This window comes from Sphingomonas endophytica (assembly GCF_001476895.1).
Taxonomy (GTDB): Bacteria; Pseudomonadota; Alphaproteobacteria; order Sphingomonadales; family Sphingomonadaceae; genus Sphingomonas; species Sphingomonas endophytica_A.
On the sequence record NZ_LDTB01000058.1, the window covers coordinates 1 to 16,099 of the forward strand.

General features: G+C 69.2%; 22 protein-coding genes. 4 read left to right on the forward strand and 18 right to left on the reverse strand.

Going from position 1 to position 16,099, the window contains the following annotated elements:
* Nucleotides 1-99 precede the first annotated feature (99 nt).
* Genes NS334_RS13215 through NS334_RS13225 form a run of 3 tightly spaced genes read right to left on the reverse strand, consistent with a single transcriptional unit; the run spans nt 100 to nt 1,988 of the window.
* On the reverse strand, nt 100-1,248 hold the full coding sequence (locus tag NS334_RS13215; RefSeq protein WP_058756429.1) for an RluA family pseudouridine synthase: 1,149 nt from the start codon (nt 1,246-1,248) through the stop codon (nt 100-102).
* Nucleotides 1,245-1,622 carry a fluoride efflux transporter CrcB gene (gene crcB / locus NS334_RS13220; RefSeq protein WP_058756430.1) on the reverse strand — a complete coding sequence of 126 codons (378 nt, stop codon included), beginning with the start codon at nt 1,620-1,622 and terminating at the stop codon, nt 1,245-1,247. The genes NS334_RS13215 and crcB overlap by 4 nt, the downstream gene beginning before the upstream one ends.
* Nucleotides 1,623-1,658: 36 nt before the next feature.
* Nucleotides 1,659-1,988 carry an SMR family transporter gene (locus tag NS334_RS13225; protein ID WP_058756431.1) on the reverse strand — a complete coding sequence of 110 codons (330 nt, stop codon included), beginning with the start codon at nt 1,986-1,988 and terminating at the stop codon, nt 1,659-1,661.
* A 90-nt stretch (nt 1,989-2,078) separates the two neighbouring features.
* On the opposite strand from NS334_RS13225, the gene NS334_RS13230 reads away from it, so the two are divergent.
* Nucleotides 2,079-2,300 (forward strand): hypothetical protein, encoded by a 222-nt coding sequence (locus NS334_RS13230; protein ID WP_058756432.1) that lies wholly within the window; start codon nt 2,079-2,081, stop codon nt 2,298-2,300.
* A 58-nt stretch (nt 2,301-2,358) separates the two neighbouring features.
* On the opposite strand, the gene NS334_RS13235 is transcribed toward NS334_RS13230, so the two are convergent.
* The 7 genes from NS334_RS13235 to NS334_RS18680 all read right to left on the reverse strand — a co-directional run bounded on the left by NS334_RS13235 (nt 2,359) and on the right by NS334_RS18680 (nt 6,545).
* Nucleotides 2,359-2,919, reverse strand: a complete 561-nt coding sequence (locus tag NS334_RS13235) for a glycine zipper 2TM domain-containing protein (protein ID WP_058756433.1) — start codon at nt 2,917-2,919, stop codon at nt 2,359-2,361.
* Between the two features lie 97 nt (nt 2,920-3,016).
* Nucleotides 3,017-3,445: an OsmC family protein gene (locus NS334_RS13240; RefSeq protein WP_058756434.1), complete on the reverse strand. Its 429-nt coding sequence runs from the start codon at nt 3,443-3,445 to the stop codon at nt 3,017-3,019.
* 110 nt (nt 3,446-3,555) lie between these two features.
* On the reverse strand, nt 3,556-3,861 hold the full coding sequence (locus tag NS334_RS13245; protein ID WP_058756435.1) for a glycine zipper 2TM domain-containing protein: 306 nt from the start codon (nt 3,859-3,861) through the stop codon (nt 3,556-3,558).
* 48 nt (nt 3,862-3,909) lie between these two features.
* Nucleotides 3,910-4,530 (reverse strand): winged helix-turn-helix domain-containing protein, encoded by a 621-nt coding sequence (locus NS334_RS13250; RefSeq protein WP_193753098.1) that lies wholly within the window; start codon nt 4,528-4,530, stop codon nt 3,910-3,912.
* A 40-nt stretch (nt 4,531-4,570) separates the two neighbouring features.
* Nucleotides 4,571-5,485 (reverse strand): hypothetical protein, encoded by a 915-nt coding sequence (locus tag NS334_RS13255; RefSeq protein ID WP_058756437.1) that lies wholly within the window; start codon nt 5,483-5,485, stop codon nt 4,571-4,573.
* The gene (locus tag NS334_RS13260; RefSeq protein ID WP_058756438.1) at nt 5,473-6,399 is read right to left on the reverse strand and encodes a hypothetical protein; all 927 of its coding nucleotides are present in this window, start codon (nt 6,397-6,399) and stop codon (nt 5,473-5,475) included. The genes NS334_RS13255 and NS334_RS13260 overlap by 13 nt, the downstream gene beginning before the upstream one ends.
* Entirely contained in the window at nt 6,399-6,545 is a 147-nt protein-coding gene (locus NS334_RS18680) for a hypothetical protein (protein WP_193753099.1), read from the reverse strand. The genes NS334_RS13260 and NS334_RS18680 overlap by 1 nt, the downstream gene beginning before the upstream one ends.
* 104 nt (nt 6,546-6,649) lie before the next feature.
* Between NS334_RS18680 and NS334_RS13265 the strand changes: the two genes are divergently transcribed.
* From NS334_RS13265 to NS334_RS13275, 3 genes are read left to right on the forward strand one after another with little or no spacing between them, the layout of a single operon-like run.
* Nucleotides 6,650-7,102 (forward strand): PaaI family thioesterase, encoded by a 453-nt coding sequence (locus NS334_RS13265; protein ID WP_058756439.1) that lies wholly within the window; start codon nt 6,650-6,652, stop codon nt 7,100-7,102.
* The gene (locus NS334_RS13270; RefSeq protein WP_058756477.1) at nt 7,102-7,488 is read left to right on the forward strand and encodes a PaaI family thioesterase; all 387 of its coding nucleotides are present in this window, start codon (nt 7,102-7,104) and stop codon (nt 7,486-7,488) included. The genes NS334_RS13265 and NS334_RS13270 overlap by 1 nt, the downstream gene beginning before the upstream one ends.
* A gap of 8 nt (nt 7,489-7,496) precedes the next feature.
* A complete protein-coding gene (locus tag NS334_RS13275; RefSeq protein WP_058756440.1) occupies nt 7,497-8,147 on the forward strand; it encodes a trimeric intracellular cation channel family protein in 651 nt (216 codons plus the stop codon).
* Between the two features lie 143 nt (nt 8,148-8,290).
* Here the strand turns inward: NS334_RS13275 and NS334_RS13280 are convergent, their stop codons facing one another.
* From NS334_RS13280 to NS334_RS13315, 8 genes are all read right to left on the reverse strand, one after another.
* Nucleotides 8,291-9,049: a phosphoadenylyl-sulfate reductase gene (locus tag NS334_RS13280; protein ID WP_058756441.1), complete on the reverse strand. Its 759-nt coding sequence runs from the start codon at nt 9,047-9,049 to the stop codon at nt 8,291-8,293.
* The gene (locus NS334_RS13285) at nt 9,042-9,503 is read right to left on the reverse strand and encodes a DUF934 domain-containing protein (protein ID WP_058756442.1); all 462 of its coding nucleotides are present in this window, start codon (nt 9,501-9,503) and stop codon (nt 9,042-9,044) included. The genes NS334_RS13280 and NS334_RS13285 overlap by 8 nt, the downstream gene beginning before the upstream one ends.
* On the reverse strand, nt 9,496-11,127 hold the full coding sequence (locus NS334_RS13290; protein WP_058756443.1) for a nitrite/sulfite reductase: 1,632 nt from the start codon (nt 11,125-11,127) through the stop codon (nt 9,496-9,498). The genes NS334_RS13285 and NS334_RS13290 overlap by 8 nt, the downstream gene beginning before the upstream one ends.
* Before the next feature lie 39 nt (nt 11,128-11,166).
* A complete protein-coding gene (locus NS334_RS13295; protein WP_058756444.1) occupies nt 11,167-11,463 on the reverse strand; it encodes a DUF2849 domain-containing protein in 297 nt (98 codons plus the stop codon).
* Complete coding sequence (gene cobA, locus NS334_RS13300) at nt 11,460-12,248, reverse strand: uroporphyrinogen-III C-methyltransferase (protein ID WP_058756445.1); 789 nt, start codon at nt 12,246-12,248, stop codon at nt 11,460-11,462. Before cobA ends, NS334_RS13295 begins: the two co-directional genes overlap by 4 nt.
* Nucleotides 12,249-12,332: 84 nt before the next feature.
* On the reverse strand, nt 12,333-13,247 hold the full coding sequence (locus NS334_RS13305) for a DUF808 domain-containing protein (RefSeq protein ID WP_058756446.1): 915 nt from the start codon (nt 13,245-13,247) through the stop codon (nt 12,333-12,335).
* 23 nt (nt 13,248-13,270) lie between these two features.
* Nucleotides 13,271-14,680, reverse strand: a complete 1,410-nt coding sequence (astD, locus tag NS334_RS13310) for a succinylglutamate-semialdehyde dehydrogenase (protein WP_058756447.1) — start codon at nt 14,678-14,680, stop codon at nt 13,271-13,273.
* Between the two features lie 45 nt (nt 14,681-14,725).
* Complete coding sequence (locus NS334_RS13315) at nt 14,726-16,084, reverse strand: protein adenylyltransferase SelO family protein (protein ID WP_058756448.1); 1,359 nt, start codon at nt 16,082-16,084, stop codon at nt 14,726-14,728.
* Nucleotides 16,085-16,099: the final 15 nt, after the last annotated feature.

The following is a 16,099-nucleotide window of genomic DNA, read 5'->3' on the forward strand; positions in this document are numbered from 1 at the left end:
TTGCGAGCGTAGCGAAGCAATCACGCGCGTCCTAGTCCGGCTCTGGATTGCTTCGCTACGCTCGCAATGACGATGTTGCCTCCTTGATGGGGGTGAGCGTTACCGTTTTGGCTTCGCGGGGGCGGCGCGACCGCGACCACGACGTTCGCCGCTGGCCCCGCCGCCGCCTTCGCCGCGTCCGCGCCGCTCGCCGCGACGTTCCTTGCGGACCGACTTGGCGTGGGCGCGCGCGTGGGCCTTCTTCTCCTCGCGGGTCGGGAGCAGCTTCTCGTCGAGCGGCATCATGTCGCCGGCCATCGGCTCGAACCCCAAGAGCGACAGGCTTTCGGCGAAGTGCGTCGGCAACTCGGCGGTCACATCGATCTCGCCGCCATCGGGATGGTCGACGCGGATGCGGCGGGCGTGGAGGTGCATCTTGCGGCTGATCCCGCCGGTCAGGAACGCCGCCGGGCCGCCGTATTTGCCGTCGCCGACGATCGGGTGGCCGATCGCCGCCATATGGACGCGCAGCTGGTGCGTGCGCCCGGTGAAGGGTTGCAGCTCGACCCAGGCGGCGCGGTTGCCGGCGCGCTCGATCACGCGATAGCGGGTGCGTGCGGGCTGACCGTTCTCCTCGTCGACGTGCATCTTCTCGCCGCCGGTGCCGGGTTGCTTGGCGATCGGCAGCTCGATCATGCCGTCGTCGATCGAGGGAACGTCGACGATCAGCGCCCAGTAGATCTTGCGCGCGGTCCGGCTGGAGAAGCTCTTGGCGAAGGACGCCGCCGCCCGCGCGTTGCGCGCGACCAGCAAGGCGCCCGACGTGTCCTTGTCGAGGCGGTGGACCAGCTTCGGCCGCCCCTCCGCCTCATATTGGAGCGCGTCGAGCAGGCCGTCGACATGCTGCGTCGTCTTGGTGCCGCCCTGCGTCGCCAGACCGGGCGGCTTGTTGAGGACGAGCGCGGACTTGTCCTTGTGGATCACCATCTCGCGCGCGAAGGCGGCTTCGTCGTCGCTGAGCGGCGGGCGTTCATATTTCGGGCGACCCTCCGCGCGCTCCGGCTCGGCAGGCGGAACGCGGAGCACCTGTCCGGCCTGGATGCGGTCACCGGGGCCGACGCGCGCGCCATCGACGCGCAACTGCCCGGTGCGCGCCCATTTGGCGACGAGCGTGAAGCTGGTGTCGGGCAGATGCCGCTTGAACCAGCGGTCGACGCGAATGCCGTCGTCGTCGTAACCGACCGTGAACTGGCGGACGTTGTCGCTCATGCCGGCACCCGTGCGATCGAAAGGCCGAGGAACAGCGCCAGCACCGAGCCGGTCACCGACAGCAGGGCGTAGGACAGCGCCGCGCCGAACGCGCCGCGCTCGATCATGCCGACCACGTCGAGCGAGAAGGACGAGAAGGTCGTGAAACCGCCGAGCACGCCGATGCCGAGCAGCAGCCGCCACGGCTCCCCGCCGTTGGACAGCCGCGTCAGCGCGCCGACGAGCAGGCCCATCAGCAGCCCGCCGAGCAGGTTGACGGTCAGCGTGCCCCACGGCCACGCGGGGCCGAGCGCGTGCGTCATCGCGCGCCCGGTGAGGTAACGGGCCGCGGAGCCGATCGCGCCGCCCGCCGAAACGAGAAACAGGGAGTTCATGACGCCGCCCTAATCGCTTTCGCGCATGAAGGGAAATCAGCCGTGCGTGCTGGCCGAGAACAGGTTCATGACCAGTACGCCGGCGATAATGAGCGTCATCCCGATCAGCGCGGGCGCATCGAGCCGCTGACCGTTCCGGATCCAGGCGACCGCGGCGACCAGCACGATCCCTACCCCGGACCAGATCGCATAGGCGATGCCGGTCGGCAGCGCGCGCAGGGTGAGCGACAGCATATAGAAGGCGATGGCGTAGCAGACGATCGCGACCAGCGCCGGCGCCGGACGCGAGAAGCCGTCGGATTGCTTGAGCGCGGACGTGCCGACGACTTCGGCGACGATCGCGATCATCAGAAGAATATAGGGCATCGCGGCGGTGTCGCCGATCGGCGCCTCAGGTGCCAGCGCGAATGTGTCTTGCTCTTGTAAGGCACCACGGGATGCCCCATGTAGCGGAGCATGTTCAATCTGCTCTCGATCATGATCGGCCTCGTCGCCCTCCTGCTGGGGATCGTGCCGTTCCTGCCCTTCCTGGCCTGGGGTTACTGGTTCGTCATCCCGATCGCGGTGGTCGGCGCCGCGATCGGCGCGCTGTCGTCCAGCAACAGCGGGCGCAACCTGAACCTGGTGCTGATCCTGATCTTCGGTTTACGGCTGATGCTGGGCGGTGGCCTGATCTGAGGCCGGGGGCGCATCCGGTGCGAGCCGGACGCTAACCCTGCGACCTAGGGAGCGGATTTTAGCGGCAGACGACGTTGCCGCGGTCGACCTGCTGGCCCAGCAAGGCGCCGCCGCCAGCGCCGATCAGCGTTCCGAGCAGTTTCGACCCACCGCCCGCGATGATGTTGCCGAGCGCGCCGCCTGCCAGTCCGCCGACGATCAGCCCAGTGGTCCCGTCGTTGCGACGGCAGTAGTAGCGGCCGTCGTTGCCGCGATAGATGCGGTCGTTGCGGGTCAGCGCGCGCTGCTGATAATAACGCCCGTCGCGATAATAGCGGTCGGCGTAGTAACGACGCTGACCGGGTTCGAGGCGGTTGTAGTCGTAGCGCCGCGCGCCGCGCCAGTCGCGGATGCGGTCGTTGCGTTCGCGCCGCGCGTCCCGCACCTCGTCGCGATATTCGCGGCGGGCGTTGCGCACGTCGCGGCGTGAGTCGGCGTCGCGCAGATCCTCACGATATTCGCGCCGCGCATCGCGCAGGTCGTCGCGATACTCGCGGTTGGCGTCGCGCGGGTTCTGGGCCATCGCCGGAGCCGAAGTGAGGGCGGTCGCACCAAGCACCGCCGCCAGCAGGATACGCATCACAATTCTCCTTATCGGAAAGAGGATGCGGGTCCAACGACGGCGGCGGTGCGGGGTTGCGTGAACGGGAAACTACTTTCCGTTCACTCTGGGGACATCAATTGCTCAACTGGTGCGTCAGGCTGATTTCTGCCTTCAGCAGCTTCGATACGGGGCAGTTCGCCTTCGCTCCCTCCGCGATCTTGGCGAACTCTTCCTCGCCGATGCCGGGCACTTTCGCCTTCAGTTCGAGTTTCGAGGAGGTGATGGTGAAGCCGTCGCCGTCTTTGTCGACCGTGACGCGCGCGTCGGTTTCCAGCGTGCCGTCGTGATAGCCGGCCCCGGCGAGCGCGAAGCTGAGCGCCATCGTGAAGCAGCTCGCATGGGCGGCCGCGATCAGCTCCTCGGGATTGGTGCCCGGGCCATCCTCGAAGCGCGAGCCGAAGCCGTAGCGTTGATCCTTCAGAACCCCGGACTGGGTGGAGGTCCAGCCATTGCCGTCCTTCCCGAAACCTTCGTAGCGCGCCGATCCGCTGCGGGTGGGCATGTCCTGCACTCCTTGTGGTCACACGAAAAAGCGCGGGCCGTGTCGCCACGGCCCGCGCCTTCTGTAACGTCGATCAAGCCAAAAGGCTCAATGCCGGCCCGTCATCAACGTCAGCGGCAGTTACGCTTGCCGCTGCGCTCAATCTCGCGACCCGCCAGCGCGCCGCCGACGCCGCCCAGCACGGTGCCGAGCGTCCGGTCGCCGCGCGTGTCGATCGTGCGGCCCAGCAGGCCGCCGGCGACCGCGCCGACGACGAGGCCGGTCGTGCCGTCCGGCTTGCGGCAGCGCAGGCGGCCGTCATTGCCGCGCCATTCGCGATATTTGTAGCGGCGTTGCGCGTCGGCGCTGACGGTGGTGGCGACCAGCGACGGGGCGACCATGGCCATGGCCCCGAAGGCGAGCATGAATTTACGCATCAGAACTGTCTCCCGTTCGTTCAAAATCGTGATGATGGCGAAACGTGTTCATCCTAACGCAGTTGCATGAACCTGTAACAACGTAGTGTTCATCGCGGGACAGGGCAGGTCACCGTCAGCGATCAGGCGATAGCCCCGCCCGCGATCGGTGAGCAGCATCGGGCGCGCCTGGCCGTGGTCCAGCGCCCGCCGTACCCGTGACACATGGACTGCCAGCAGGTTGGTGCCGGGATCGAACGGCAGCCCGAACACCTCCCGGCGTAGCGCGGCGTGGCTGACGGTGGTGCCGGCATGGCGCGCCAGCATCTCCAGCAGCGCATATTCGCGCGGCAACAGACGCAGCGCGCGGCCGGCACGCGCGGCGGTGCGAGACAAACGGTCGAGGCGCAGCGTGCCGACCGCGAGCGTGGTCGGCGGCACCATCAGGCGCGCGGCGCGGAGCGAGACGAGCGCATCGGACCCGCGCGCGGCATCGTCGGCCCCGGCGGCGAGCGCCGCCAGCTCCTCCGCCTCGTCCCGCGCGACCGCGAGAACGCGCGCAGCGGGGCAGCAATGCGCGTCCGCCAGCGCGTCGGCGCGCACGATCGCCACGACCGCGCACGGATCGTCGGTCAGCGGCAGGCCGAGCGCGTGAAGCGCGGCCGGCAGCGCCGGGCGATCGATCAGCACGCGGACCCTCATTCCGGTACGTTCTATCCGATGCGGGTGCTCATCGTCGGACGTCCCCGTCCGAAATGGAGACGATCCGCGCGAGCAGCGTGCGCGCGGCATGGGCAACCAGCGGGCTGGCATCGTCCATCGCCCGCTCCGCCGCCTCGTGCAGCGAGGTCGGGGCGAGCGCGCCGGCCAGCGCGGTCAGCGCGGTGGCGCGCATCCGGGGATGCGGGTGGCGGCGCGCCAGTTCCGCCGCCAGCCCGACGCCCGCGTCGCCGCCGAGCCGGGTGGCGAGCGTCACCAGCGCTTCGGAGGCGGTGGTGGTCATCGCCTGCGTCACCGTATCGGTCGCAACGTCGAACCGATATTGTGTCCGCCACGCCTGCGCCGGGGTCGCGCCCAAGATGTTGAGCGAGACCGAAAATTGGTCGGGCGGCAATTGCACATGAACGTCGCGGTGCGCGCGGTACAGCATCAGCTTGCCCGGATCGAGTCGCGCGCGCTGGTCGAAGATCAGATGCGCGGGCTCGCCGGGCACGCCGACGACCGCGTCGTCGAACAGATAATAGTCGCTCCAATAGCCCGGGCCGAGATAGCCGACGGTCAGGAACGAGAAATTGTGGTCGTGCGGCAGGTCGTAGAAGAATGGCGCGGTGCCGCCCGCCTTCACTACCGCATCCTCGCGCGCCGGCCAGAAATTGGCGCGGAGCGCGTAGCGGGTGCCGGGCGGGCGCAGCATCAGCACCTGCGCACCATAGGCGCTGTCCTGCTGCCCGGCGAAGCGCCGCTCCAGCTCGACGATGGCGAGGTCGGACAGGAAGCGGCGGTTGCGGCCCAGTCGCGCGAGCCACGGGCCCATTGCCGCGAACGAATCCTCGTCGCGCGGATCCCAGTGTTCCTGCTCCAGCGTCTCAACCAGCGCGTCGAGGGTGATCGCGGGATCGGTGCCCGGATCGATCAGGCGTGGCACAGCCGCGCCTCCACCATCGGCAACACCGATCGCGCGGTGGCGCGCACCTCCCCATGCGGGTCGGAGAGCGCGAGTTCGCGCAGGCGCGGCAGCGCGGCGGCAGGATCAAGCGCCAGCAATTCACGCATCGCGCTCCAGCGAAGGTGGAAGGCGGGGGCGTGCGTCGCGGCGGCGAAGCACGGGGCCGCATCGCGCCGCCCGTCGATGCGCAGCAGCGTCAACAGCAGCCGCGTGCGCGATTCATCCTCGTCGGTGGTGGCGGCACGGCGCAGGCGACCGGTCGCCCGGTCATATTCGCGCATCAATCCGGCGGCGCGCGTCGCGAAGGTGACGGCGACCACCTCACCCCCGCCGCCCTCGATCCAGTGCGCGTCGGTGCGACCGTCGATCGCCACGACATCGCCATCGGCAAGCGGCAGCGGGGGGAGGGGAACGAGCGGCGGCGCGGCGGCGGCGCTGAACGTGTCGTCGGCGCGACCGGCGGACCAGCGCAGCAGGCGCGCGCCGCCCGCGCGGTGGTAGCGCGCGACGACCAACCGCCCGCTGGCGGCCAGTGTCGCGGTGCCGGCGGGCCGGGCCAGCGCCGTGCCGTCGAACACGGTCGCGCTCAGCGTGCCCGCCGGCAGGTCGAGCAGCTGGACGGTGGTGCGCAGCGGATCGCGCGTGACGCGCCACGGCGGCTCGAACCACGGATCCTCGGCCAGTGCGGCGACCAGCGGCGCGAACAGCGGCGCGATCCAGGACGGATCGGACAGCAGCGCCACCGCGGCCGCGCCGACCGCCGCGATATCGTCGGCGCGCATGCCCGCGAACGCCGCCTCGACATGCCGCAACGGCGCGTCGGCCCGCCATGCGCGCGCGACGGCCCGCGCCCGGGCATTGGCGGCGTCCAGCTGCGCCGGCGATGGCAGCATCAGGGCTGGTTCTTCTTGTCGGTCATGATGACGATCGCGATGATATATTCGCAGGTATGGTCGGCGACCTGCTCCAGCGCGCGGATCGCGCCGCTGTTGGCGACCGGCGTGGGCAGGTCGGCGATCTCTTCGATATCGATGGGCATGGTCGTCCTCCGTTCGCGGGCGATCTTCGACGCGGCGGCGGGGTCGGCGTTAGTTAAAACGATGCAACATTGCGCGGACGCGACGGGCGTGTAGAGGGCGGGGAATGACCTGGGACACCTCCACTATCGCGCGCTTCCTGCTCGAAAACCGCGGCGTGGCCGGGCACAGCGGGCGGCTGGGCGTGAAGTATCACGCGCATGGCGACGATTGGATCGAGGTCGCGCAGCCCTATTCCGACGATCTGGTCGGCGACGAGCGGACGGGGGTGATCGCCTCCGGCCCGATCATCGCGCTGATGGATATCGCGACCAGCCTGGCGGTGTGGAGCCGGGTGCGCGAATTCGTCCCGCATGCGACGATGGACCTGCGGATCGACTATCTGCGCCCCGCACGACCGCACCACATGGTGATCGGGCGCGCCGAATGCCTCCGCGTCGCGCGGTCGATCGCGTTCACGCGCGGCATCGCGCACGACGGCGACATCGACGATCCGGTGGCGCATGTCGCCGCGACGTTCATGGTGACCTCGGGCAGCTATCCGAAGGTGACGGCATGATGCTGCCGCCTTATGCGAAACTGCTGGGTGTAACCTTGGAGCAGGGCGACGACGGCACCCCGGTCATCGTGATGCCGTTCGGCCAGCATGTGGTGGGACGCCCCGGCTATCTGCAGGGCGGCGCGATCTCCGGATTGCTGGAGGTGGCGGCGATCGCGACGCTGCGCCACGCGCTGGCGGGAGAGGCGGGGGCGCGGATCAAGCCGATCAACGCCACGGTCGATTTCCTGCGCGGCGGCCGCGACCATGTGACACGCGCGACCGGCACGATCACCCGGCTGGGCAGCCGCGTCGCTACCGTCGAGGCGGTGGCCTGGCAGGACGATCGCGCGCGGCCGATCGCGGGCGCGCGGATGAACTATCTGATCGAGCGCGAGGGCGGGTGAGCGTGCCGATGGGTTCCGGGCCGCTCGACGCCGGCGTCCTGTTGCCGGCGTTCGCGCCATGGCTGGACGTCGCGGGGCTGGCGGTGTTCGCCGCCTCGGGCGCATTGGCCGCCGCACGCCGCGCGCAGACGCCGGTGACACTGGCCTTTTTCGCGCTCGTGACCGGCGTGGGGGGCGGGACGGTGCGCGACCTGTTGATCGGAGCGCCGGTGTTCTGGGTGCACGACACGCGCGTCGCGGCGGTGTGCCTGTTGATGGCGGCGGTGATCTGGGTCACGCCGGAACGCTGGTGGCGCGGCGCGGCGCTCGACTGGTTCGATGCAGTCGGGCTGGCGGCCTATGCCGTCTATGGCGCCGCCAAGGCGCTGGGGTACGGCGTGCCGCCACTGCCCGCCGCGCTGATGGGGGTCGTGACGGGATGCGTGGGCGGGATCATCCGCGACGTGCTGGCGGGCGAGCCGTCGATCCTGATGCGGCCGGAACTGTACGTGACCGCCGCGGCGCTGGCGGCCGGATGCTATGTGGGGCTTCGCGAACTGGGGATGGTGCCGTGGCATGCGGCGCTGATCGCCGCGCTGGCGGGGTTCACGCTGCGCGCGGCGGCGATCCGTTTCAAGCTGGCGTTGCCGGCCTATGGGGAGGGGGGAGGGCGGACATAAACGGGTCGTCGCCCCTGCGGAGGCAGGGGCCTATGGCTGTTTCGTCTTGAGTGTCGGTCGACACATCAGCGTCGTGAGTGGGTCAGCCTTGGCCACACACTCGACAGACATGGGCCCCTGCCTGCGCAGGGGCGACGGCATCGTCAGAACGCCGGTTCTTCCCCCGGCTTTTCCGCGACGTGGATGCCGCACTCCACCTTGTCCCAGCCGCGCCAGCGGCCGGCGCGCGGGTCTTCGCCGGGGCGGACCTTCGAGGTGCAGGGTGCGCAGCCGATCGACAGATAGCCCTGCGCCTCCAGCGGATGGCGCGGCAAATCGTGGTCGGCGAAATAGCCGTCCAGCTTCTCCTTGGACCAGTCGGCGAGCGGGTTGATCTTCAGCCGACCCTCGTCCTCCTCGAAGCGCGGGAGCGCCTTGCGCGTGCTGGCCTGGAAACCCTTGCGGCCCGAGATCCACGACTGGAACGGCAACAGCGCGCGGCGCAGCGGCTCGACCTTGCGCAGGTCGCAGCAGCCGTCGGGATCGTAGGACCAGCGCAGCCCCTTCTCGTCCTTCAGCCGCAGCAGGCGCGGATCGGGACGGAGTACGCGCAGGTCGGTCATCCCCAGCCGCTCCGACAGTTCGTCGCGATAGGCCAGGGTCTCGCCGAACATCTTCTGCGTATTGGTGAAGATCACCGGCACGTCGCGGTCGACCTGCGCGATCATGTGCAGCAGCACCGCCGATTCCGCGCCGAACGAGGACACGGCGGCGATCCGGCCGTGGAGTTCGCCGGTCAGCAGCTCGCGCAGCATGTCGGGTGCCGACACGCCCTCGAAACGCTCCTGCATCGCGGCGGCATCGGCGGCGGTGAAGGCGGGTCGGACGTCGATGATGTCGAGGTCGTGGGCAGGCTCACCCATGGCGCAATTTCCAGACCGGGGCCGCCCCATCGGCAGCCTTTTGATAGACGTGATCGTAGCGCTCCAGCGAGCGTTTCAGCACGACCGGATCGACCGCGGCGCGCGGCGCGAAGGCGTCGAAGCCGCAACGGCGCATCAGCGGGATCTGGTCGACCAGCACGTCGCCCTCGGCGCGCAACTCGCCCGTGTACCCCGCCTCGCGCAGGATGCGTGCGACCGAATAGCCGCGACCGTCGCGGAACGTCGGGAACGACACCTCGACCAGCGCAATGCGATCGAGCAGCGGGATCAGTGCGCGCGCATCGTCGCCGGGTTCGACGCGGACGGCGGTGGCGTTCGACTGATCGGCCAGGAACGCGTCGAGCGTCACTGCCGGTTCCTCATGCGCGGCCTCGTCGCGGAAGCGCAGGTGCGCGCGGTCGTCGATCACGTCGACTTCGAATGCGTCAGCCATAGATCGCCTCCTTGAACGGCTGCATGCCCACGCGGCGATAGGTGTCGACGAAGCGCTCGCCGGTTTCGCGGATGCGGACATAGGTGTCGGTCACGCGCTCGATCGCATCGACCACGCCGTCCTCGTCGAAGCCGGGGCCGGTGATCTTGCCCAGCGACACGTCCTCCGCGCCCGAACCACCCAGCAGCAGCTGGTAGTTCTCGGTGCCCTTCCGATCGACGCCCAGAATGCCGATGTGCCCGGCGTGATGGTGACCGCAGGCGTTGATGCAGCCGCTGATCTTCAGCTTCAGCTCGCCCAGGTCGCGCTGCCGCCCGAGGTCGGCGAAGCGCTGCCCGATCTTCTGCGCCAGCGGGATCGAGCGGGCGTTGGCGAGCGCGCAATAATCCAAGCCCGGGCAGGCGATGATGTCGCTGATGAGGTCGAGGTTCGCCTCGGCCAGCTGCGCCTCGACCAGCGCCTCCCAGACTGCCTTCAGATCGGCGATGCGGACGTGCGGCAGGACGATGTTCTGCGCATGTGTCACGCGCAGTTCGTCGAAGCTGTAGCGCTCGGCGAGATCAGCCATCACGTCGATCTGCTCCGCCGACGCATCGCCGGGGATGCCGCCGATCGGCTTGAGCGAGATCGTCACGATCGCATGCCCCGGCTGCTTGTGTGCGCGCACGTTCTGGTCGAGCCACACCGCGAAATCCGGGTCGCTGCGATCCGCCACCGCGCCATCGTCGGCGGCGAACGCGGGGGCTGCGAACATCGCGCTGATCCGCGCCAGTTCGGCGGCGGGCGGGTCGATGCCGAGTTGCCGGACCTGCGCGAACTCCTCCTCCACCTCGGCCCGGTACTTGTCCGCGCCCAGTTCGTGGATCAGGATCTTGATGCGCGCCTTGTAGATATTGTCGCGCCGGCCGTAGCGGTTATAGACGCGCAGGCACGCCTCCAGATAGCTCATCAGCTGATCGGCGGGGACGAAGTCCTTGATCTCCGGCGCGATCATCGGGGTGCGGCCCATGCCGCCGCCGACGAACACCTTCGCGCCCAATACGCCGTCGCGTTCCAGCAGTTGCAGCCCGATGTCGTGGAGGCGCATCGCGGCGCGATCCTCGTCGGCCGCGATCACCGCGATCTTGAACTTGCGGGGCAGATAGCTGAACTCGGGGTGGAAGGTGCTCCATTGGCGCAGCAATTCCGCAAACGGGCGCGGATCGGTCACTTCGTCGGCGGCGGCGCCGGCGAACTGGTCCGAACTGATGTTGCGGATGCAGTTGCCGCTGGTCTGGATCGCGTGCATCTCGACCGTGGCCAGCTCGGCAAGGATGTCGGCGGCGTCCTCCAGCTTGATCCAATTGTACTGGATGTTCTGCCGCGTAGTGAAATGCCCGTAGCCGCGGTCATACTTGCGCGCGACATGCGCCAGCATGCGCATCTGCCGGCTGTCGAGCGTGCCATAGGGCACCGCGACGCGCAGCATGTAGGCGTGCAGTTGCAGGTACAGCCCGTTCATCAGCCGCAGCGGCTTGAACTGGTCCTCGCTCAACTCGCCCGACAGGCGGCGGCGGCACTGGTCGCGGAACTCGTCGACGCGGGCGTCGACGATCGACTGGTCGTATTCGTCGTACTTGTACATCGTCTTGCTTTCATGACCCTCCCGATGACGGGAGGATGGTCAGATCACCCAGCTACCGGCATTCGGATCGGCGGGCTTCAGCGTCAGGTCGGGGCGCACCGTCGGGCCGAGCGCGCGGATGCGATCCTTGATATGCGCGGGGCGGGGACCGTCGGGGGTCTCGCTCGCCTCGATCACATAGGGGCCGTTGACGCGGCGCGCCGCTTCTTCCTGCCGCGCGATCGCCTCGCCCTGATCGCCCGCGTCGCCCGCCTCGGCGATGTGGCGGGTCCAGCCGCTGCCGGTCCACCAGATCACGTCGCCGGTCGCCAGATCGTTGCCGGTCACCAGCTTCATGCCATCGTCTCCGCCACCTTCGCATAGCCCGCCAGCCGGTTTTCGGCGTCGGACAGTTCCACCACTTCACCGACGACGATGATCGCCGGGCTCGCCACCTTCTCGCGCGCGACCATCGCGCCGAGATCGGCGAGCAGGGTGCGCAGCGCGCGGTGGCCCGGCAGCGTGCCCTTCTCCAGCACCGCAACCGGCATGTCGGGCGCGACGCCATCCGCGATCAGCTTGTCGGCGATCGCCTCCGCCGTGGCGACGCCCATGTAGATCACGAGCGTGCGACCCTGACCGGCGAGGCCGGACCAGTCCTGATCGGTCAGCCCCTTGCACTGTCCGGCGACGAACGTCACCGCCGAGCTGTGGTCGCGGTGCGTCAGCGGCAGCATCGCCTCCGCCGCGCAGCCGAGCGCCGCCGACACGCCGGGGATCACCTCGACGGTCAGTCCGGCGGCGCGGACCGCCTCGACCTCCTCGCCGCCGCGTCCGAAGATGAACGGATCGCCGCCCTTCAGCCGGACGACGACGCTGCCCGCCATGACATGCGCGACGATCAGCGCGTTGATCGCCTCCTGCGGCAGGGTGTGGCGCGCACGACGCTTGGCGACGGAGATGCGGTGCGCGCCGGGCGGCGCGATGTCGAGCACGCGCGGGTCGATCAACCCGTCGTGTACCACCACGTCGGCGCTGCGCAGCGCCTCCACCGCACGAACGGTCAGCAGACCGGGATCGCCCGGGCCGGCACCGACGAGGATGACGCGGCCCTGCGCGTCGGGATCGAGAAGCGTCGCCATGATGACGTCGCAGATGGGCGAAGCGGCGGGGGCGCGCAATCGAGCGATGCTTGGCGGGGGCGTAGGATTGGTTTGCGGGTGCGGTCAGTGCCGCGCGGCGTGGACCTTGTGCATGACCAGCGCGATCACGCCGCCGACGATCAGCCCCAGCACGCCCGACAGCGCGGCGGTGACGACCCAGCCGATCGCGCCGCCGCCGGCACCCTCCGCCAGATCGTGGACGAGATGCGCGGGCGCGGTCAGCCCGATCTCCTCCCCGCTGTGCAGCAGCAGCCCGCCGCCGACCCAGATCATCGCCGCCGTGCCGATAATCGCCAGCGCGCTCATCAGCACCGGCACGCCCTTCACCAGTCCGCGTCCGATCGCCTGCGCCACCGCTGACGAACGCCGCGCGAGATAGAGGCCGACGTCATCCGCCTTCACGATCAGCGCGACCACGCCGTACACGCCCGCGGTGATCGCCAGCGCGACGAGCGCCAGCGTCACCGCCTGCGTCAGCAGGGGCTGGTCAGCAACCTCGCGCAGCGCGATCACCATGATCTCCGCCGACAGGATGAAGTCGGTGCGGATGGCGCCGGCGACCTTCTGCTTCTCCAGCGCGACCGGATCGGTGACGATTTCGTCCACGTCTTCGCCATGCCCGCCGGACAGCGCCTCAATCACCTTCTCCGCGCCCTCGAAGCAGAGGAAAGCGCCGCCGAGCATCAGCAGCGGCGGCAGCGCCCAGGGCGCGACCGCGCTGAGGATCAGCGCGGCGGGAAGCAGGAACAGCAGCTTGTTGCGGATCGAGCCGAGCGCGATCTTGCCGATGATCGGCAGTTCGCGCTTGGGCGACAGGCCGACGACGTAGCGCGGGGTGACGGCGGTGTCGTCGATGACCACGCCCGCCGCCTTCGTGCCCGCCTTGGTCGCGGCGGCGCCCACGTCGTCGAGCGACGCCGCCGCCAGCCGGGTCAGGCCGGCGATATCGTCGAGCAGTGCGACCAGTCCGGTGGCCATCGTAACGTCCTTGTGAACAGGGGTCAGGCGTCGGCCAGGCCGATGCCGATCGTGGCGCGTGCCGCGTCCGCCTCGTTGGAGACGACCGGATAGGCGCAGTAATCGGCGGCGTAATAGGCGCTGGGGCGGTGATTGCCCGACCAGCCGATTCCGCCGAACGGCGCCGACGAGGACGCGCCGTTGGTCGGGCGGTTCCAGTTGACGATGCCCGCGCGCGCGCCGGCCCAGAAGCGGTCGAACAGCGCCGGCGTCTGGCTGATCAGCGAGGCCGACAGGCCGTAGCGGGTGTTGTTCGCCTCCGCGATCGCGGCGTCGAAATCGTCGGTGCGGACGACCTGCAACAACGGGCCGAACAGTTCGATATCGGGGCGCTCCGCGACGTCGGTGACGTCGATGATGCCGGGGGTGACGAAGGGGCGGCCGGGGACCGGCTGCGCCATGTGACGGATCGGTCGGCCGCCCTTCATCATCAGCGCCAGGAAACTTTCGGTCAGGCCCTCGGCCGTGTCCTGATCGATCACCGGCCCCATGAACGGTTGCGGATCGTCGTGCGGCGCCCCCACGATCAGGCGGCGGGTCAGTTGCTCCAGTTCGGTCAGCAACGGTGCGGCAAGCGACTCCTGCACGATCAGCCGGCGCGCGGCGGTGCAACGCTGGCCGGCGGTGGTGAAGGCAGACTGGACGACCAGCACGGCGGCGGCGTGGAGATCGGGCGCGTCCCACACCACGACCGGGTTGTTGCCGCCCATTTCCAGTGCGAGGATTTTCTCGGGCTTTTCGGCGAAGGCGCGGTTGAGCGCGATGCCGGTGCGCGCCGAGCCGGTGAACAGCAGGCCGTCGATATCGTCGTGCGCGGCAAGCGCGCGCCCTTCGTCGGGTCCGCCGATCACCAGCCGGACCGTTTCCTCCGGCACGCCCGCCGCCCGGTAGCAATCGACCAGGAAAGCGCCGGTCGCCGGGGTCTTTTCCGACGGCTTGAAGACGATCGCATTGCCGGCGATCAGCGCCGGGACGATATGGCCGTTGGGCAGATGCGCGGGGAAATTGTACGGCCCCAGCACCGCCAGAACGCCATGCGGCTTGTGCCGAAGCGCCATGCGCGTGTTCATCGGCGCGTCCATCCGCCGCTGCGCCGTCCGCTCCGCATAAGCGGTGACGGAGATATCAACCTTGCCGATGACGGTGTCGACCTCGGTGCGCGCCTCCCATAACGGCTTGCCGGTTTCGCGCGCGATCAGGTCGGCGAAGGCGTCGGCGCGCTGGCGCACGATGTTGGCGAAGCGGCGCATCGTCTCGATCCGGAACGCCAGCGACTTGGCGGCCCAGGGGACGAAGCCCGCACGCGCGGCGGCGACCTCCGCGTCCACATCGCTGGTCGCGCTGCGCCAAAGCTCGGCACCGGTCGCGGGTTCGAATGAGATCAGCTCAGCCATGCCGCCGTCTTTGCCGGGAGTTTGCGGCAAGCGGAAGGGGGATCGTCATGCCATCGCTTCGCCCATGGCCCGGATCGCATCGACCTTGGTATGGAAAGTGCGCCAGTCGTCGGAGGCGGCGATGGGCGCCCAGATCGCCTCCACCTCATCGATCAGCATCGCGCAGGGTTCGCCCTGCCAATAGCCGTGATCGCGCGCGCGGCGGGGTGCATAGCCAGCGAGGGCGGCGCGCACCTCCGCCCAGTCCTCGCCGTAGCCGGCGGGCAGATCCTGCGCGAAGGCATCGAAGAAAAAGCGGTCGATGCCGATGCCGGTCGCCCGCAAGGCGCGCTCGACCGCCTGCACCGTGGCGCGATCCTCTCCCGCGCCGCGCGGCGTGCGCCCCAGCCGCCAGAGCACCGCTTCCGCGATGGCGGGCTGGTAGAGTTCGGCGAAGCGATCGAGCGCGGCGATCAGCGGTTCGGATTCGGCGAGCAGCCGCAGCGAGCCGGCGAGCTGCATCACATCCCACAGGATCGCCTCGGGCTGGCGACCGAAGGCGTAGAGCCCGGCGTGGTCGAAATAGGCGGCGACGAATGCCGGGTCCCAGACGGGTGCGAACCGCCACGGGCCATAGTCGAAGCTCTCCCCGGTGACGTTGATATTGTCGCTGTTGAGGACGCCATGGACGAACCCGGCCGCCATGTAGCGCGCCGCCAGCGTCGCGGTGCGTGTGACGACCAGATCCAGCAGCCGAACGGGATCGTCGCTGTCCTCGCCATACAATTCACGCAGGACATAACCCACGAGGCGGCGCATCGCCTCCTCGTCGCGGTGGTAGGCGAGCCGCTGGAAGGTGCCGATGCGGATATGCGAATGGCTGAGCCGCACCAGCACGCTGCCGCGCGTCGGCGAGGGTTCGTCGTTGCGTTCCAGTTCCTCGCCGGTTTCGATCAGCGAGAAGCTGCGCGAGGTCGGCACGTTCAGCGCCTCCAGCATTTCGGTCGCGAGCACCTCGCGCACGCCGCCCTTCAGCGTGAGGCGCCCGTCGCCGAAGCGGCTCCACGGCGTCTGGCCCGACCCCTTGGTGCCGAGGTCCATCAAGCGGCCGGACGCGTCGCGGAGCTGTGCGAAGGTGAAGCCGCGCCCGTCGCCGATGTCGGGATTGTACACGCGGAACTGATGCCCGTGGTAACGCAGCGCCAGCGGCTGTTCGAGCGAGCCGGGCAGCGGTTCCAGCCGACCGAAATGCGCCACCCATTCGTCGTCGGTCAGCGCGTCGAGTCCGACCTGCGCCGCGACGCGGTCGTTGCGGAAACGCAGCCGCGTCTGCGGGAAACGCGCGGGGGCGACCGCATCGTAGAAGGGCTCGCCAAGCGCGGTGATCGAACGCTCGGGGCGATATGCTTGCGGGGAAAAGGGCATCCCGCGATATGGGGG

Bases quoted from the DNA above. Each gene is read 5' to 3' on its own strand.
- NS334_RS13215 (WP_058756429.1), bottom strand. From the start codon at position 1,248: ATGAGCGACAACGTCCGCCAGTTCACGGTCGGTTACGACGACGACGGC.
- crcB (WP_058756430.1), bottom strand. From the start codon at position 1,622: ATGAACTCCCTGTTTCTCGTTTCGGCGGGCGGCGCGATCGGCTCCGCG.
- NS334_RS13225 (WP_058756431.1), bottom strand. From the start codon at position 1,988: ATGCCCTATATTCTTCTGATGATCGCGATCGTCGCCGAAGTCGTCGGC.
- NS334_RS13230 (WP_058756432.1), top strand. From the start codon at position 2,079: ATGTTCAATCTGCTCTCGATCATGATCGGCCTCGTCGCCCTCCTGCTG.
- NS334_RS13235 (WP_058756433.1), bottom strand. From the start codon at position 2,919: ATGCGTATCCTGCTGGCGGCGGTGCTTGGTGCGACCGCCCTCACTTCG.
- NS334_RS13240 (WP_058756434.1), bottom strand. From the start codon at position 3,445: ATGCCCACCCGCAGCGGATCGGCGCGCTACGAAGGTTTCGGGAAGGAC.
- NS334_RS13245 (WP_058756435.1), bottom strand. From the start codon at position 3,861: ATGCGTAAATTCATGCTCGCCTTCGGGGCCATGGCCATGGTCGCCCCG.
- NS334_RS13260 (WP_058756438.1), bottom strand. From the start codon at position 6,399: ATGCTGCCATCGCCGGCGCAGCTGGACGCCGCCAATGCCCGGGCGCGG.
- NS334_RS18680 (WP_193753099.1), bottom strand. From the start codon at position 6,545: ATGCCCATCGATATCGAAGAGATCGCCGACCTGCCCACGCCGGTCGCC.
- NS334_RS13265 (WP_058756439.1), top strand. From the start codon at position 6,650: ATGACCTGGGACACCTCCACTATCGCGCGCTTCCTGCTCGAAAACCGC.
- NS334_RS13270 (WP_058756477.1), top strand. From the start codon at position 7,102: ATGCTGCCGCCTTATGCGAAACTGCTGGGTGTAACCTTGGAGCAGGGC.
- NS334_RS13275 (WP_058756440.1), top strand. From the start codon at position 7,497: ATGGGTTCCGGGCCGCTCGACGCCGGCGTCCTGTTGCCGGCGTTCGCG.
- NS334_RS13280 (WP_058756441.1), bottom strand. From the start codon at position 9,049: ATGGGTGAGCCTGCCCACGACCTCGACATCATCGACGTCCGACCCGCC.
- NS334_RS13285 (WP_058756442.1), bottom strand. From the start codon at position 9,503: ATGGCTGACGCATTCGAAGTCGACGTGATCGACGACCGCGCGCACCTG.
- NS334_RS13290 (WP_058756443.1), bottom strand. From the start codon at position 11,127: ATGTACAAGTACGACGAATACGACCAGTCGATCGTCGACGCCCGCGTC.
- NS334_RS13295 (WP_058756444.1), bottom strand. From the start codon at position 11,463: ATGAAGCTGGTGACCGGCAACGATCTGGCGACCGGCGACGTGATCTGG.
- cobA (WP_058756445.1), bottom strand. From the start codon at position 12,248: ATGGCGACGCTTCTCGATCCCGACGCGCAGGGCCGCGTCATCCTCGTC.
- NS334_RS13305 (WP_058756446.1), bottom strand. From the start codon at position 13,247: ATGGCCACCGGACTGGTCGCACTGCTCGACGATATCGCCGGCCTGACC.
- astD (WP_058756447.1), bottom strand. From the start codon at position 14,680: ATGGCTGAGCTGATCTCATTCGAACCCGCGACCGGTGCCGAGCTTTGG.
- NS334_RS13315 (WP_058756448.1), bottom strand. From the start codon at position 16,084: ATGCCCTTTTCCCCGCAAGCATATCGCCCCGAGCGTTCGATCACCGCG.